The sequence below is a fragment of the Cohnella sp. GCM10020058 genome, assembly GCF_042683485.1.
Classification (GTDB): Bacteria; Bacillota; Bacilli; order Paenibacillales; family Paenibacillaceae; genus Cohnella.
On sequence record NZ_JBHUJV010000017.1, the window covers coordinates 510,273 to 525,209 of the forward strand.

A 14,937-nucleotide genomic window follows, 5' to 3' on the forward strand; every position below is an offset into this window, starting at 1 on the left:
CAGACACGGAGGGGTACGAAGGATGAGAGGAAGCATAAAGGGAGCCGTCGGCAAAATAGGAGAGCGGTTGTGGCTCGCCTTCGCCAACCTGAACATGCAGCAGAAGCTGCTGATCGTCTTTCTGACACTGGTCTGTCTCCCGCTGGTCATGATCAGCTATGCTTCCTCGACTTACTACACGCGGTCCATAAAGGCAAATACGATCGCCTACGGGACCGAGATGACGTCCAAGATGTTGCAGAAGTTGGACGACTACGTAACTGATCTTTTTAATATGTCCGCCATGCCTCTGTATAACAAGGATTTTTTGAACTGGCTGGCCGACCCGGAATGGACGCTCGCCAAAACAAATGGCATGTACTATTACATTACTACACTTAATAAAATCAAGCCGGATACCGTATCGGTGTATGTATTCGATAATTACGGCAATATGACGTACAACATCAAGTCCGGCGGCAAACGCAACAATCTGGAACAGGTCAAGTCGGAATGGGCGCGGATCGCAGCCGAGGGAGACGGCAAGCCGATGATCGTCAGCACGCAGGAGGTATCCAGCGGCCAGGAAGCGTATTATGCGTTCTCCGTCATTCGCGAGCTGAAGCAGACCAACAAGGATTTGAGCCCGATCGGCTATATCGTGTTCGATACGAATATTTCGGCGATCAAGCGGCAGATCCAGGATTTCGATCAGGTGACCAAAGGCAAGACCCTGCTCGTCGACGACCGCGACCGCGTCGTGTTCGACAGCGAAGGTCAGCTTACGACTCACGATCTGTCCGCCGACCTGTCCATTCGGAAAGCGACCGGGAACGTAGGGGCTTTTCCGTATGAGATCGAAGGCAAAAAGTATATTACGACATACGCCAAGTCGTCGCTCACCGGATGGAAAATGTTCGTCTATATCCCGATGGCGGAGGCGACGCGGCAGGCGACTGTCACCCGCAACGTCACGTTGCTCACGTCGGCCGGCTTCGTCACGCTGGCGCTGCTGATCGCCATCGCGATCTCATACGCGCTGACGCGGCCGCTCAGCAAGATCAAGCTGCTGATGCAGGAGGTTCAGACGGGCAACCTGGACGTGAGCTTTAATCAAAAATATCGCGACGAGGTCGGATTGCTCGGACGTCACTTCAACATTATGGTGACCCGTATTCGAGATCTGCTCGAGGAAGTGAAGGAGACGCAGACGCGCAAGAAGGAAGCCGAATACGCCGCTTTGCAGAGCCAGATCAATCCGCACTTCATTTACAACACGCTCGAGACGATCCGGATGAAGGCCGAGCTGAACGACGACGAGGAAGTGGCCGATATGACGTTCACGCTCGGCAAGCTGCTCCGGTACGGCGTCAATCACGGTGAACAGCGGGTCTCGATCGCGGACGAGCTCGAGCATTTGTATAATTACGTCGCCTTGCAGAACATGCGGTTTTCGAACAAATACACGCTGATCGTCGACATTCCTGAACGGGATTTGCGGATACCTTCGATCAAGCTGATGCTGCAGCCGGTCGTGGAAAACGCGATTCACCATGCCTTCAAGCAGCGGACGGGTCCGGGCACGATCCAGATCGGCGTCCGGCACGAAGGCGAGCAGTGCGTATTTATCGTGACGGATGACGGCAGCGGCATGAACGAAGACCAACTCAAGGAAATTCGGGATCACGTTTACGGCAGGCGTCCGCTCGCGGTGGCCGGCAGGGGCATCGGACTGCGCAACGTGCACGAGCGGATCAAAATGCAGTTCGGAGAAAGCTACGGGCTTCGTATCGACAGCCGCCCCGGAGAAGGGACGACGGTGGAGCTCGCCATTCCTGGCCGTCAGGACGAAGAGGAGGCGGAAGATTGATGTTGAAGGTGATGATCGTCGACGACGAGGAGCACATCCGGCTTGGGATCGCGAAGATCTTGTCCAGGTACCCGGGCGGACTCGAGATTGCAGGCCAGCATGCCAACGGACTGGAAGCGATGCTCCGGCTGTCGGATATGGAGCCGGATGAACTGGACGTCATTATCACCGACATCGAGATGCCGATGATGGACGGCCTGCGTTTCATCGAGCAGGCAAAGGCGAAGCTGCCCGGCGTATTTATCGTGATGCTGAGCGGCTACAACGACTTCGAGTATGCGCGCCAGGCGCTGCGGGCCGGTGCGGCAGACTACTTGCTTAAGCCGATGGACAAGGTCGAAGTATTCAAGCTGCTCGACCGCTTCGCCGCGCAGAAGCGCGAGCGCCAAGACGGTGCTGACGACGCTGATCCCCAGCGGACCGCGGTCGCCGCAGCTCCTGCCGAAAGCGTCTCGACGGCCGACCGAATCTGCCGTCTGATCGACCAAGAATACAACAAGGAGCTCGATCTGTCCTATATCGCGGACAAGGTCGGCTTTAATGCGAGCTATATTAGCAAGCTGTTCAGCCGCGAGCGGGGAGAGACGATTACGGATTATTTGAACCGGGTGCGCATCGACAAGGCCAAGCAGTTTCTGCGCGATCATCCGGGCCTTAAGGTGTATGAGATCGCCCATATCGTCGGCTACGGCGACAAAATTTATTTTCAGAAGCTATTCAAACGAACGGTCGGCGTCACGCCCAACGAGTATAGGGGCGGAGGGGCCGACGGCTAGGAGCGATCCAACATGGCTACTTTCGCGATCCAAGGCGACGGCTTCGTGTATAACGGCGAGCCGTTGCGCATCATCAGCGGGGCGATGCACTACTTCCGCATCGTGCCGGAATACTGGGAGGACCGGCTGCGCAAGCTTCGCGCCTGCGGCTTCAATACGGTCGAGACGTATGTGGCCTGGAACCTGCACGAGCCAAAAGAGGGCGAATTCCGGTTCGAGGGCATCGCGGACGTGGAGCGTTTCGTTCGGCTGGCCGGCGAGCTTGGGCTGCATGTCATCTTGCGTCCAAGTCCTTATATATGCGCGGAATGGGAATTCGGCGGACTGCCGTCCTGGCTGCTTGCCGAACCGGACATCCGGCTGCGGTGCAGCCATCCGGTCTATCTGGCGAAGGTGAAGGCGTATTACGACGAGCTGCTGCCGCGGCTGAAGCCGCTGCTATGTACGTCGGGCGGTCCTGTCATCGCGCTGCAAATCGAAAACGAATATGGAAGCTATGGCAATGACAAGAATTATTTGAATTTTCTAAAATCAGAGCTTGAAAACGGCGGCATGGACGTACCGCTCTTCACGTCCGACGGTTCTGAAGACTATATGCTCCAAGGCGGTACGCTGTCCGGCGTCCTTGCCACGCTGAACTTCGGTTCCAAGCCCGAGCAGGCGTTCGCCAAGCTGCGCGAATACCGGCCCGAAGGGCCGCTCGTCTGCATGGAATATTGGAACGGCTGGTTCGACCACTGGGGAGACGAGCATCATGTGCGCGGCTTTGCTGACGTGGTCGACGTGCTTGACCGCATCCTTGCGGCAGGCGCATCGGTCAACTTCTATATGTTCCACGGGGGCACGAACTTCGGCTTCTATAACGGCGCCAATCATATCGAGCATTACGAACCGACGGTGACGAGTTACGACTACAATGCGCTTCTGTCCGAATCGGGCGAGCCGACGGGAAAGTATTGGGCGATCCGGGAAGTGATCGGCCGCTATGCCGAGCTGCCCGGGGAACCGCCCGCGACGCCCGCGAAGCGAAGCTACGGCACGGTGCGAATGGAGGAGCGCGTGTCGCTGTTCGATGCTTTCGACGCACTGGGCGAAGCCGTTCAGACGGTCGTTCCCGAGACGATGGAGCGACTGGGGCAGGACTATGGCTTCATCTGGTACGAGACGGACATCAGCGGACCGCAGGCGGACTGTGAAATCATGCTGCAGGAGGTGCGCGACCGGGCGACCGTGTACATCGACGGCGCTTACTGCGGCACGGTCGAGCGTTGGAGCGGCGACGGCGCGGTGAAGGCGGACATTCCGACGGGGGGCGCAAAGCTCGGCATCCTGGTCGAGAATATGGGACGCATCAACTACGGCGCAAAGCTGCGCGATCCGAAAGGCATCACCGAAGGCGTCAAAGCGGGCGCAAAGCTGTACCATCATTTTATGTTCGGCTGGACCGTCCGCTGTCTGCCGCTCGACGACTTGTCCGGATTGCGATTTGCGCCTGGCGACGGCGCATCGCAAGCGGATGAGCCTGCATTCTACCGCGGTTTTTTCGAGGTAGAAGACGCTGGCGATACTTTTTTGAAATTGGACGGCTGGAAAAAAGGCGTCGCCTTCGTGAACGGTTTTAACCTGGGACGCTACTGGGAAAAAGGTCCGCAGAAGACGCTGTACGTGCCCGGTCCGCTGCTGCGCAAGGGGCGAAACGAGCTTATCGTTTTCGCGCTGCACGGAACGTCTTCGCTGCAAGCGAATCTGCAAGATACAGCGGAGCTTGGGTAATGCCGTCAAAGCCGCGCGGACCGTCGGAAGCTGAAAGGAGTTCATCGAAATGAAAATCGGAATTATCGGCTACGGCACGCGGATGCACTACTTTCTCGATCGGCTATTGGAGCTGGAGGCGGGCGTCGAAGTGGCTGCGATCGCGGATATCGACACCGCCAAGGCCGCGAAGCTGCTCGCGGAAAAAGGAATCGAGGCGCCGGCCGTGCGCTTTTATGAGGACGCGGACGAGATGCTGGCGCAAGAGGCGCTTGAAGGCGTCATGATCGGTACCCGCTGCGCGCTTCATGCCGAGATGGCGGTCAAAGTCATGCGGCGCAATCTGCCGCTTTTCCTCGAGAAGCCCGTCGGGATCACGTTCGCGGATTTGCAGTTATTGTCCGAGGCGGAGGAGATGTCCCGCTCGGAGGTCGTCGTCTCGTTCCCGCTGCGCAACACCCCGATCGTCAAGCTGACCAAGGAGATTATCGACTCTGGGCGGCTGGGGACGATTGAGCATGCCCAAGCCGTCAACAACGTTCCGTACGGCGGCGTCTACTATCACAGCTGGTATCGGGACGAAGCCGAGACGGGCGGTCTTTTTTTGCAAAAGGCGACCCACGATCTGGACTGCCTGAATTACCTGATCGGCCAGCAGCCTGTCTCGGTCGCGGCGATGGCTTCGAAGCGGGTTTTTAAGGGAGACAAGCCTGCCGGCCTGCGCTGCGGCGATTGCGCGGACAACCGCATCTGCCCGGAAAGTCCTTACGTTCTGAAGCGGTTCAGGGACGAAGAGGTGACCGGCGATCAGTGCGCGTTCGCGGTCGACACCGGCAATCACGATTCGGCGAGCGTCCTCATCCGGTACGAGTCGGGCATGCATGCCGTCTATTCGCAGAACTTCTACTCGCGCAAAGCGGCCGCCCGGCGGGGCGTCCGGCTCATCGGTTATGAAGGCACGGCGGAGTTCGACTTTTACCGCGACGAGGTTAACGTATTCATGCACCATACGCGGCGGGTAGAAAATTATAAGCTGGAAGCGGCCAAGCTGCCGCATTTCGGCGGCGACTCGGCGCTGGCGCTTAATTTTATCGGCGTCATGGCAGGCAAAGAAAAGTCGGCTACGCCGCTCGCCATGGGCATCAGAAGCGCGCTGACCTGCCTTGAAGCCGAGCGGTCGTCGAAGAGCGATGCCTTCCGCGGCATCCCGTCCGTGACAGCGGGGGCGGCGATATGAAGAGCGGCATGTCGATGCATTCCGCCGTGACGCATGACGCCCATGACGAACGGCACTTCGGCGCCGTGCATACGCCCATATACGACAGCAGCTTGTTTACGTTTCCGAACGTCGCCGATATGGAGCGCGCCGGAGGAGACGCGGATGCCTTTATTTATTCGCGCGGCAACAATCCGACCGTCCGCGCGCTCGAGGACAGGCTCGCGGAGCTGGAGGGCGGGGAGCGGGCGCGCTGCTTCGCTACGGGCATGGGCGCCATCTCGGCGGCCGTGCTGTCATCCGTGAATACGGGCGATCATATCGTATGTGTAGACCAAGCCTACGGCCCTGCCAGAATATTGATGGGCAGCTACCTGAAGCGGCTTGGAATCGAGACGAGCTTCGTCGACGGCGCCGACATAGACGATATCGTCGCGGCGATTCGGCCGGAGACGAAGCTGCTCTATTTGGAGAGCCCGACGAGTCTATTGTTCGAGCTGCAGGACTTGCGCCGATGCGCAACGCTGGCGCGGGAGCGGGGGATTCGGACAATCATCGACAATACTTGGGCGACACCGTGCTATCAAAACCCGCTCGCGCTCGGTATCGACCTCGTTGTTCACTCGCTTACGAAGTACGCGGGCGGACATAGCGACGCGATGGGCGGCGCCGTCGTCGGCAGCGCCGAAGCGATTCTGGCGCTGGACCGCAGCGAGCTCGTCCTCCTAGGGGCGGTCATGCTGCCGCAGACGGCTGCCGTGATCATGCGCGGGCTGCGCACGCTGCCGCTGCGGATGGAGCGTCATCAGGCAGGCGGCTTCGCCGTCGCCGGCTATCTGGCCTCGCTGCCTTTCATAGAACGCGTCCGCCACCCGGGGCTGACCTCGCATCCGCAGCATGCGCTTGCACAGTCGCAAATGTCGGGCTTCGGCGGGCTGATCTCGTTTGAGGCCGGATCGGATCGGGAACGTCTTACGCGGTTCGTCGATTCGCTCACTTATTTTCGCATCGGCTTTAGCTGGGGCGGCTACGAAAGTCTGGTCTCGCTCCAGGACGGCGCTGCGGGACGGCCGCGTACGACGCGTCCCGTCGTGCGGCTGTATGTCGGGCTGGAGGAACCGGCCGAGCTGATCGCGGACTTGTCGCGCGCGTTCCGCGCGGCGGGCTTCGATCATCAAGAGGAGGTACAAAAGGATGTCCGGTAAGTTTGCGCTAGAAACCCGTTGCTTGAGCTCGCTCGCCAAGGTATTCCCGGACGAATCGGCAATGCCGGACGAACGCTTCGGAACGGGCACCGCGCTGCGGGGGGAATTTTATTCGTTCCAGGTCGCCTATCGGGGACCGGAACTGACGAGGGCTGCGCGGGTTCGCGTGGAGGTTGCGGCGCCCGGGCTTGAAGGCAAGATCGTCGTCAAGACCGTCGGACTCGCACCGTCCGCGCTGCCGTGCTACGGAGATCCGGACGACGGTATTTTGCGCGGCGTGCCGGGGCTATATCCCGATCCGCTGCTTCCGCTCGGCCGGGACGACACGTTCAAGGTGCCGCCGCGCCAGTGGCGATCGCTATGGATCGAGGTTGCGGTCGACAGCGGCACTCGCGCTGGCGGGCATGCGATCGAGATCGCGTTTGTCTCCGAAGAAGGAGAAGCGCTGGGACATGAGGTTTTCACGCTGGAGATCGTGCCGGCCGAACTGCCCGAGCAGGAGCTGGTCCACACCGAGTGGCTGCACGCGGATTGTCTGGCGACGGAATACGGCGTCGATATATTCGGCGAGCGGCACTGGGCGCTGATCGAGTCGTACGTCGGTACGGCGGCAGCGCACGGCATGAACATGCTGCTCACGCCGTTGTTTACGCCGCCGCTCGACACGGCGATCGGCGGCGAGCGGCCGACGGTTCAACTGATCGACGTCCGGCTGGATGGGGAGGCTTACCGCTTCGGCTTCGACAAGCTGACCCGCTGGATCGAGATGGGGCTGCGCAAGGGCATCCGTTATTTCGAATTTTCCCATCTGTTCACCCAGTGGGGCGCGAAGCATGCGCCGAAAATCGAGGCGCTGGCGGAGGGTGTGCCGATCAAGCTGTTCGGCTGGCATACCGATGCGGCCGGCGAGCCTTACCGCCGCTTTCTCGATGCCTTCCTGCCGGAGCTCGTCGATTATATTCGCTCCCGCGGCCTGGAAGACCGCATCTATTTCCATGTATCCGACGAGCCGCATGAAGCCGATGTCGAGTCGTATCGCGCCGCCGCCGAGATCATGCGCAAGCATTTGCCCGGTTTTCCGATCATCGATGCGCTGTCCGATTTCGCCTTTTATGAGTTGGGTCTTGTCGGACAGCCGATCCCTGCGAACGATCGGATCGATCCGTTTCTGGCGGCCGACGTACCCGATCTTTGGACGTATTATTGCTGCGCGCAGTACAAGGACGTCGCTAACCGCTTTTTCGACATGCCCTCCGCCCGCAGCCGCATTCTCGGCTTGCAGCTTTATAAGTACGGAATCAAGGGTTTCCTGCACTGGGGCTTTAACTTCTGGTACGCGCAGTATTCGGAGCGTCCGATCCGGCCGTTCGAGGTGACCGACGCGGACGGCGCATTCCCGTCCGGGGATGCTTTTCTGGTGTATCCGGGAAGCGAAGGAGAGGATCCGATTGAATCGATCCGGCTCAAAATTGTGCGCGAGGCGCTCCAGGATCTGCGCGCCCTGCGGCTGCTAGAGACGCTGGCGGGCCGCGAAGCAGCGGCGGCGCTGGCGGAAGGCGGACTCGAAGCCCCCCTTACCTTTGCCCAATATCCGCGCGACGCCGTTTGGTTGCTGCGCAAGCGGGAGCGTATCAATCAGGCAATCCGGGATTTCAACCGGTAATCGCGCCGTAAAGCGTGCGAATCTGCTCAAATTGGCGCTTATCGGCCGTCTATCATTTTTCTTCTATTGAATGGAAAGAGTTGCCGCTCTATGATAGCAATAGAATCGATCCCACGCTATTGCGATCGAAGCAGCGTCGTAGGCGGACAACTCGAGCCGGGAGGCGGAAAAATGAAAATACGAAAAGGCGCGATCGCAGCCCTGCTGGTTTTGACTGTGCTAAGCGGATGCAAAGGCGGCGCCAACAACCTGACGCCGGAACCGACGCCGGAGCCGACGGCCGAAGACGCGATCGGCGTCTATCTCAAGGATTGGCAGCAGCTCGACTATGCGGGCATGTATGCGATGCTGACGCCCGACGCCAGGAGCAAGCAGACCGCAGAGCAATTCGCCGAGCGCTACGGCAAAATTTACGAAGGTATCAAGGCTGAGAAGCTGGAAGTCGAGGATGTCTCGCCGGCACCCGCGAGTTCGCCTTCGGGGTCGCCGGCTTCGACCGCCTCGGCCGGGCCGGTCGTTCAGAAGTTTCAGTTCACCGTTCAAATGGTGACGATCGCAGGTCCCGTCTCGTTCAAGGGCGAAGGCACGGCTAGAAAAACGCAGGACGGCGAGGAGCAAAAATGGCGGATCGACTGGGCGCCGTCGATGATTTTCCCGGAGATGAAGGACGGGGACAAGGTGCGCGTACAGACGTTGGCCTCCGAACGGGGCGAGATCGTAGACCGCAGGAGCGAAGGGCTTGCCGTGAACGGGACGGCGCCACAGCTCGGCATCATTCCCGGGCAGCTCGGAGACGACCCCGCAGCCGTCAAAGCCAAGGTAGCCGCCAAGCTCGGCATTACCGTTGCCGATATGGACCGCAAGCTTGGCGCTTCCTGGGTCAAGCCGGGACTGTTCGTACCGATCGGCATCGTGGACGAAGCCGACATGGATGCCTTCGACGGCGTGCCCGGCGTCGCTTTTCAGCAAAAGAAGCTCCGCGAATATCCGCTTGGCGAAGCCGCGGCCCATTTGACCGGATACGTTGGAGAGATCAATGCCGAGCAGTTGGAGCGTCTCAAGGATAAAGGCTACAAGACCGGGGACGTCATCGGCAAGGCGGGGCTGGAGCAGGTGCTTGAAGACAAGCTGCGAGGAACGGACGGCGTCGTCGTCGCGATCGAGGACGCCGGCGGCCAGCGGAAGGCGGTGCTCGCCGAGAAGCCGGCCGAGCCGGGAACGTCGTTTCAACTCACTGTGGACGCAGGCCTGCAAAAAAAGATTTACGAGGAGATTAAGGCGGACGCATCGTCGGCTGCGGCAATCGAGCCTCGGACCGGCGAGGTGCTGGCGCTGCTCAGCAGCCCGTCCTATGATCCCAACGCCTTCGTGCGCGGGTTGTCCGCCAAGCAGTACGCAGCCTGGAACGACGATCCGCGTCACCCGTTTCTGAACCGGTTTTCCAAAGGCTATGCGCCCGGTTCCTCGTTCAAGCTCGTCACGGCCGCAATCGGGCTGGACGAAGGCACGCTCGATCCGAACAAGGAAGTCGAGATCTCCGGCTTGAAATGGACGAAGGACGGCTCGTGGGGCAGCTACTACGTGAAGCGGGTTCATGCCGTCAATCCGGTCGACCTGTCCAAGGCGCTCACGTACTCGGACAATATCTACTTCGCGCAGGCAGCGCTCGCGCTCGGCAAGGACAAGTTCACGGAGGACGTCGCCAAGTTCGGCATCGGGGAAGCGATCCCGATCGTCTATCCGCTGGCCAAGTCCCAGTTGTCCAACAAAGGAATCAAAAGCGAGATTCAACTCGCCGATTCGGGCTATGGACAAGGCGAGGTGACGATGACGTCGCTTCATGTGGCGCTTGCCTTCTCGGCGATCGTCAACGGCGGTAATATTGCCTATCCTCGCTTGACGCTGGAGGACGATCCGGATTCGCCGCAGATCTGGAAGGCGGCCGCGATGGCGCCCGAGACGGCGGAGCTTTTGAAAAAGGATCTCGTGCTGGCGGTGGCGAGTCCGGAGGGCGTCGGTCATGGCGCCTACATTCAAGGAGCAGCGATCGCAGGCAAGACGGGCACGGCCGAGCTTAAGGCGACGAAAGGTATAAAGGGCGAGGAGAACGGCTGGTTCGTCGGCTTTGACGCAAACGATCCCAAGCTGCTGCTCGCCGTCATGGTCGAAGACGTCAACGGACGCGGAGGCAGCACCTATGTCACGCCGAAGGTCAAACGGATTTTTCAGCAAGCGATGAAAGGCTGAGCACGAACCCTTTGCCGCGAACGTTTTCGATGGAGAGGACGGGACCCGTTTTTTTGCGGATCCGGTACAGGAGAGAGTTGATCTCTTCGGAGCCGGCCGCCGGGCTCCCGTCCTCGCCCGTTCGTTCGGGCCATACGCAGCGGGCGATTTCCTCTTTGCCGACGAATCTCCGTTCCTTGCGCAGGAGCAGCTCGACGCATTTGTATTCTTTGTCCGTAAACGGGTAGGTGGTATTGCGAACAGTTAGCGCTTGCCTGATCGGATCCAGCGCGAAGTGGTCCGCAACGGTGCCAGGCAGGATCTGTGTGTCGCGCTCGAGCTGGAGTTCCAGCGTTTCTTCCAATGCCCGGCTGGAAAAAACCAGGCAAACCGTGCCTTTGGAAAAGGCGACGATGTCGGAAGCACTCAGGTTGACGGATTTGAATGGCATCACGCTGTTGCCGTTTACCGTTGTGCCGTGCTTGCTGCCAAAGTCCGTCAAGGTGCACATTCCTTTTTCATAAGCGATCCCGGCATGCTTTCTGGACACATAGGCATTGTCGAAACCGATATCCGGCGTCCATTCGGCATCTTTGCGGCCCAGAATGACGTTGGGCCGCTCCAGTGCCAGAACGGTACCCTCATCGTATGGATAGCCGCGAATGACGACGAGGCAAGGGGATGAATTCATTTTTGCTGCACCTCGATTTTTTCAGAGTCGAAGATTATGCTGTAAATAAGACGTACGATGCGGTCTGCAGGTTACGGCGGTCCCGTCATCTGTTGCATGGAACTGCCGTGATGCGGACCCGCCGGAAAGGGAGTGGATTAATGTGAAAATCGTCGTGCTTGACGGCTATACGCTGAATCCTGGCGATCAGTCTTGGAGCGGCTTCGAACGCCTGGGCCAAGTGGAAGTATACGATCGGACGGAACCAGCGCTTGCGGAGGAACGGTCGCGAGATGCGCGCATCGTGCTGACGAACAAGACGCCGATCCGTGCCGAGCTGCTGGCGAAGCTGCCCGCGCTAGAATATATCGGCGTGCTGGCGACCGGATACGATATCGTCGACGTCCGGGCGGCTGGCGAGCGAGGCGTCGCCGTTACAAACGTGCCGGGGTACGGAACGGATTCCGTCGCGCAATCCGTTTTCGCCTTGCTTCTAGAGCTATGCCAGCACGCAGGGCTGCACGATCGCTCCGTCAAAGCGGGAGAATGGGCGGGCAGCCCCGACTTCAGCTATTGGCGGACGCCACTCACGGAGCTGAGCGGGAAGACGCTCGGAATCGTCGGCTACGGCCGCATCGGCGAAGCAGTTGCGCGCATTGCGCAAGCCTTCGGCATGAAGGTCGCCGCGTACAAGCGTCATCCCGACGGTGCGCCTCCGTTCGATGGCTTCGAGTGGGTATCCTTGCACGAGCTGCTGGAAAAATCGGACGTGGTCAGCTTGCATTGCCCGCTCACGACAGATACGGAAGAACTGATCAACCGCGACAGTCTCGCAAGGATGAAGCGGTCCGCTTTCCTGATCAACACGGCGCGCGGACGCTTGATCGCGGAGCAGGATCTCGCCGACTGCCTGGACGCCGGCGGCATCGCCGGCGCCGGGCTGGACGTATTGTCCGCGGAGCCGCCGTCGGCCGATAACCCGCTGCTGTCCGCCGCCAACTGCATCATCACGCCGCATCAGGCGTGGGCGACGCGGGAAGCGCGGGAGCGGCTGATGGCGATCGCCGTCAGTAACCTGGAGGCGTTTTTGGCAGGGAAGACGGCCAATCGGGTCGTGTGAGTGGCGTGAAGGCGCTCATCGCCTTCTGTACGAGAGGGGATGCGACGGGTGGAGTCTTCATTTTCGGTTAATCGATGCGCCCCAGCCAAGCTTATCTGAGTCTTGCCGATTTTCGGCGAGGCTTTTTTTTTATTGCAATAACGATTTGACATAATAACAAGGTACCTGTATTATTAAGTCAGGCACCTGATAGTCAGGCCCCTGAATAAATAATTGGAGGCAATCGCCATGGAAAATAATCAATCGAATTTGATGGAGCAATTGTTCCGCATCGTCATCCTGCTGCGTCGATACCAGCACCATTTACTGAGAGAGCGCGCAGGGGGAGGCGACCCGCTTCGCGGACAAGGACGCGTGCTGTCATTGCTCAAGCTGAAGCCGGAAATTACACAGAAGGAGCTGTCCTATTTGCTCGATATGCGCAATCAATCGCTTGGCGAGCTGCTCGGCAAGCTCGAACGCAGCGGTTACGTGACGCGTACGCCGTCCGATCAAGACCGTCGAGTGATGAACGTGAAGCTGACGGAAGCCGGCGCGCAGGCGGCGGAAGAGATGGAAAAGCAGCAGGAGAACCATAACAAGCTGTTCGAGTGCCTCAGCGAGGACGAACAGCGAACGATGGGCGAGTACCTGGACCGGTTAATCGCGGAGCTGGAGCGGCAATTAGCCGGGGCGGAAGGCCTGGAGGGCCGGGACGACGATCGACGCGGCGGACGGGGACATCCAGGACACGGCTTCGGTCCTCGCGGTTTCGATCCCCGCAGCAGAGGTCACGGCGGTCACCCGGAACATGGAAGAGGACACGGCTTCGATCCGGCTGGCGGACGCCATCGCAGACCGGCGCCGGGCGGAGCGGGTTGGGGCATCCGCCCGAGGCCGGACCGGGATTCGTTTTAACTCAGCCATTGGTACGGGAAATGTATTCAGCAATCGATAAGAAACGTATGCACCCGGTGCATGTTAAACTGAGATCATCCGAAACGAAGGGCGGAGGATGGGCTTGAAGCTATCTCATATGCGGTTGCTGGCACCGAATATCCAGGAATGCTTTAGATTTTATCGGGATATCATCGGACTTGAAGTGCGATACGGGGACGAAACGACGCCTTTTGCGGAGTTTGCGACGGGAGACGTCAGCTTTGCGCTCGAGACGCCGATGGCAGATGATCCGGTCGAATTGAGGCCCGCGTCGTTGCCGTTCAGCGGCCGCGACCAAGTCGCGCTCGTGTTCCGCGTAGAAGATGTAGATGCTGCGTATGAGGCGTTGCAGTCAAAGGGCGTTTCGTTCGTTCAGCCGCCTCTCGACACCCCCGAGTGGGGACACCGCGTCGCCTATTTACGAGACCCAGCGGGGAATCTCATCGAATTGAATCAGGGTATTTAATGCTGTTAATTGTTCGAGCATGCGGGAAATGAAGCCTGCATGCTCGTTTATTGTTTAAACGGCTCATTGAAGCGGACAGCAGCGCCGTTATTTTAGGATTTTTGCATGATTTCGGAGTGGGAACGGACCGTGGCTCCGCTACTTCACCAAGCCGATAAACGCATGCGCCGCGCTCGACAGCGGCATATTTCGCATCGTTAACAATCCGACGTGGGACGGCGGCAGCGGAATGTCGATGGCCACCTCGAATAACGAGCCTTCCTCGAGCTCCTTGGATACGAACTCCCTGGTCACGTAGGAGATGCCCAACCCCCGCCTCGCGAATTCGATAAGCAGGTCGACGCTGCCGACTTCAATTTCCGGCTTGATGGAATAGCCATAGTTATGGAAAATCTCCGTTATCGTCATCCGGGCCCGGCTGTTGCGCGAGAACAAGATGATCGGATACTGAAGCAGGGCATCGATCGTCAGCACGGCGTTCTTCAGTTCGGCATACCTGGCGCCGGCGACGAAGCAGTCCTGCAGTTGAAAGCTCTCGGTCACCTGGAGCTGGGGATCGACGATCGGCATGCGCACGACGCCCAGATCGATGCGGCCTTCCTTCAGAAAAGTGATGACCTCGGGCGTCGTACCATGATTCAGATGCAGCTTCACGCCGGGATGGCGCTTATGGAACTGCTCCAGATAAGGCAGCACGTAATGCTTGAACAACGAATCGCTGCCGCCGATTCGAAGCTCGCCGCTGTCCAGGTTTTTAAGCGCGGCCATTTTTTCTTCCGCCAGCGTGATCAGAATTTGCGATTGCTCGATGTACGCGTACAGGACCATCCCTTCCTGCGTCAGCTCGACCCCTTTGGAATTGCGGTAAAACAACGACACGCCGAAGCTTTCCTCCAGTTGCTTGATCGCATGGCTCACGCTCGGCTGCGTCAAAAAAAGCGCCTTGGCCGCCTGCGTCAAACTCCCCGTTTTAGCCGCCCAATAGAACACTTTGTAAAGCTCGTAATTGTTACCCATAGACATGGTCTATATCTCCTGTGAAATATATTGATTACTTGTATGGCTCCGATTCGTAT

General features: G+C 59.2%; 12 protein-coding genes. 10 read left to right on the plus strand and 2 right to left on the minus strand.

The features are described from left to right. Window positions 1–22: 22 nt before the first annotated feature. From ACFSR7_RS29770 to ACFSR7_RS29800, 7 genes are all read left to right on the plus strand, one after another. Complete coding sequence (locus ACFSR7_RS29770; RefSeq protein ID WP_378167920.1) at window positions 23–1,849, plus strand: sensor histidine kinase; 1,827 nt, start codon at window positions 23–25, stop codon at window positions 1,847–1,849. Then, window positions 1,849–2,625 (plus strand): response regulator transcription factor, encoded by a 777-nt coding sequence (locus tag ACFSR7_RS29775; protein ID WP_378167922.1) that lies wholly within the window; start codon window positions 1,849–1,851, stop codon window positions 2,623–2,625. The genes ACFSR7_RS29770 and ACFSR7_RS29775 overlap by 1 nt, the downstream gene beginning before the upstream one ends. Window positions 2,626–2,637: 12 nt before the next feature. After that, on the plus strand, window positions 2,638–4,398 hold the full coding sequence (locus ACFSR7_RS29780; protein WP_378167924.1) for a glycoside hydrolase family 35 protein: 1,761 nt from the start codon (window positions 2,638–2,640) through the stop codon (window positions 4,396–4,398). 49 nt (window positions 4,399–4,447) lie between these two features. Further along, window positions 4,448–5,614: a Gfo/Idh/MocA family protein gene (locus tag ACFSR7_RS29785; RefSeq protein WP_378167926.1), complete on the plus strand. Its 1,167-nt coding sequence runs from the start codon at window positions 4,448–4,450 to the stop codon at window positions 5,612–5,614. After that, a complete protein-coding gene (locus ACFSR7_RS29790; protein WP_378167928.1) occupies window positions 5,611–6,798 on the plus strand; it encodes a trans-sulfuration enzyme family protein in 1,188 nt (395 codons plus the stop codon). Before ACFSR7_RS29785 ends, ACFSR7_RS29790 begins: the two co-directional genes overlap by 4 nt. Beyond that, a complete protein-coding gene (locus ACFSR7_RS29795) occupies window positions 6,788–8,461 on the plus strand; it encodes a DUF4091 domain-containing protein (protein ID WP_378167930.1) in 1,674 nt (557 codons plus the stop codon). The genes ACFSR7_RS29790 and ACFSR7_RS29795 overlap by 11 nt, the downstream gene beginning before the upstream one ends. 171 nt (window positions 8,462–8,632) lie before the next feature. Then, window positions 8,633–10,708, plus strand: a complete 2,076-nt coding sequence (locus ACFSR7_RS29800) for a penicillin-binding transpeptidase domain-containing protein (protein ID WP_378167932.1) — start codon at window positions 8,633–8,635, stop codon at window positions 10,706–10,708. Here ACFSR7_RS29800 and ACFSR7_RS29805 read toward each other — a convergent pair. Further along, window positions 10,674–11,378 carry an FHA domain-containing protein gene (locus ACFSR7_RS29805; protein WP_378167934.1) on the minus strand — a complete coding sequence of 235 codons (705 nt, stop codon included), beginning with the start codon at window positions 11,376–11,378 and terminating at the stop codon, window positions 10,674–10,676. The genes ACFSR7_RS29800 and ACFSR7_RS29805 overlap by 35 nt on opposite strands. Before the next feature lie 142 nt (window positions 11,379–11,520). On the opposite strand from ACFSR7_RS29805, the gene ACFSR7_RS29810 reads away from it, so the two are divergent. The 3 genes from ACFSR7_RS29810 (at window position 11,521) to ACFSR7_RS29820 (ending at window position 13,861) form a co-directional block, all read left to right on the plus strand. Next, window positions 11,521–12,477: a D-2-hydroxyacid dehydrogenase gene (locus ACFSR7_RS29810; protein ID WP_378167936.1), complete on the plus strand. Its 957-nt coding sequence runs from the start codon at window positions 11,521–11,523 to the stop codon at window positions 12,475–12,477. 228 nt (window positions 12,478–12,705) lie between these two features. After that, on the plus strand, window positions 12,706–13,374 hold the full coding sequence (locus ACFSR7_RS29815; RefSeq protein WP_378167938.1) for a MarR family winged helix-turn-helix transcriptional regulator: 669 nt from the start codon (window positions 12,706–12,708) through the stop codon (window positions 13,372–13,374). Window positions 13,375–13,477: 103 nt separating this feature from the next. After that, window positions 13,478–13,861, plus strand: a complete 384-nt coding sequence (locus ACFSR7_RS29820) for a VOC family protein (RefSeq protein WP_378167940.1) — start codon at window positions 13,478–13,480, stop codon at window positions 13,859–13,861. 138 nt (window positions 13,862–13,999) lie between these two features. On the opposite strand, the gene ACFSR7_RS29825 is transcribed toward ACFSR7_RS29820, so the two are convergent. Next, on the minus strand, window positions 14,000–14,878 hold the full coding sequence (locus tag ACFSR7_RS29825; RefSeq protein ID WP_378168205.1) for a LysR family transcriptional regulator: 879 nt from the start codon (window positions 14,876–14,878) through the stop codon (window positions 14,000–14,002). Window positions 14,879–14,937: the final 59 nt, after the last annotated feature.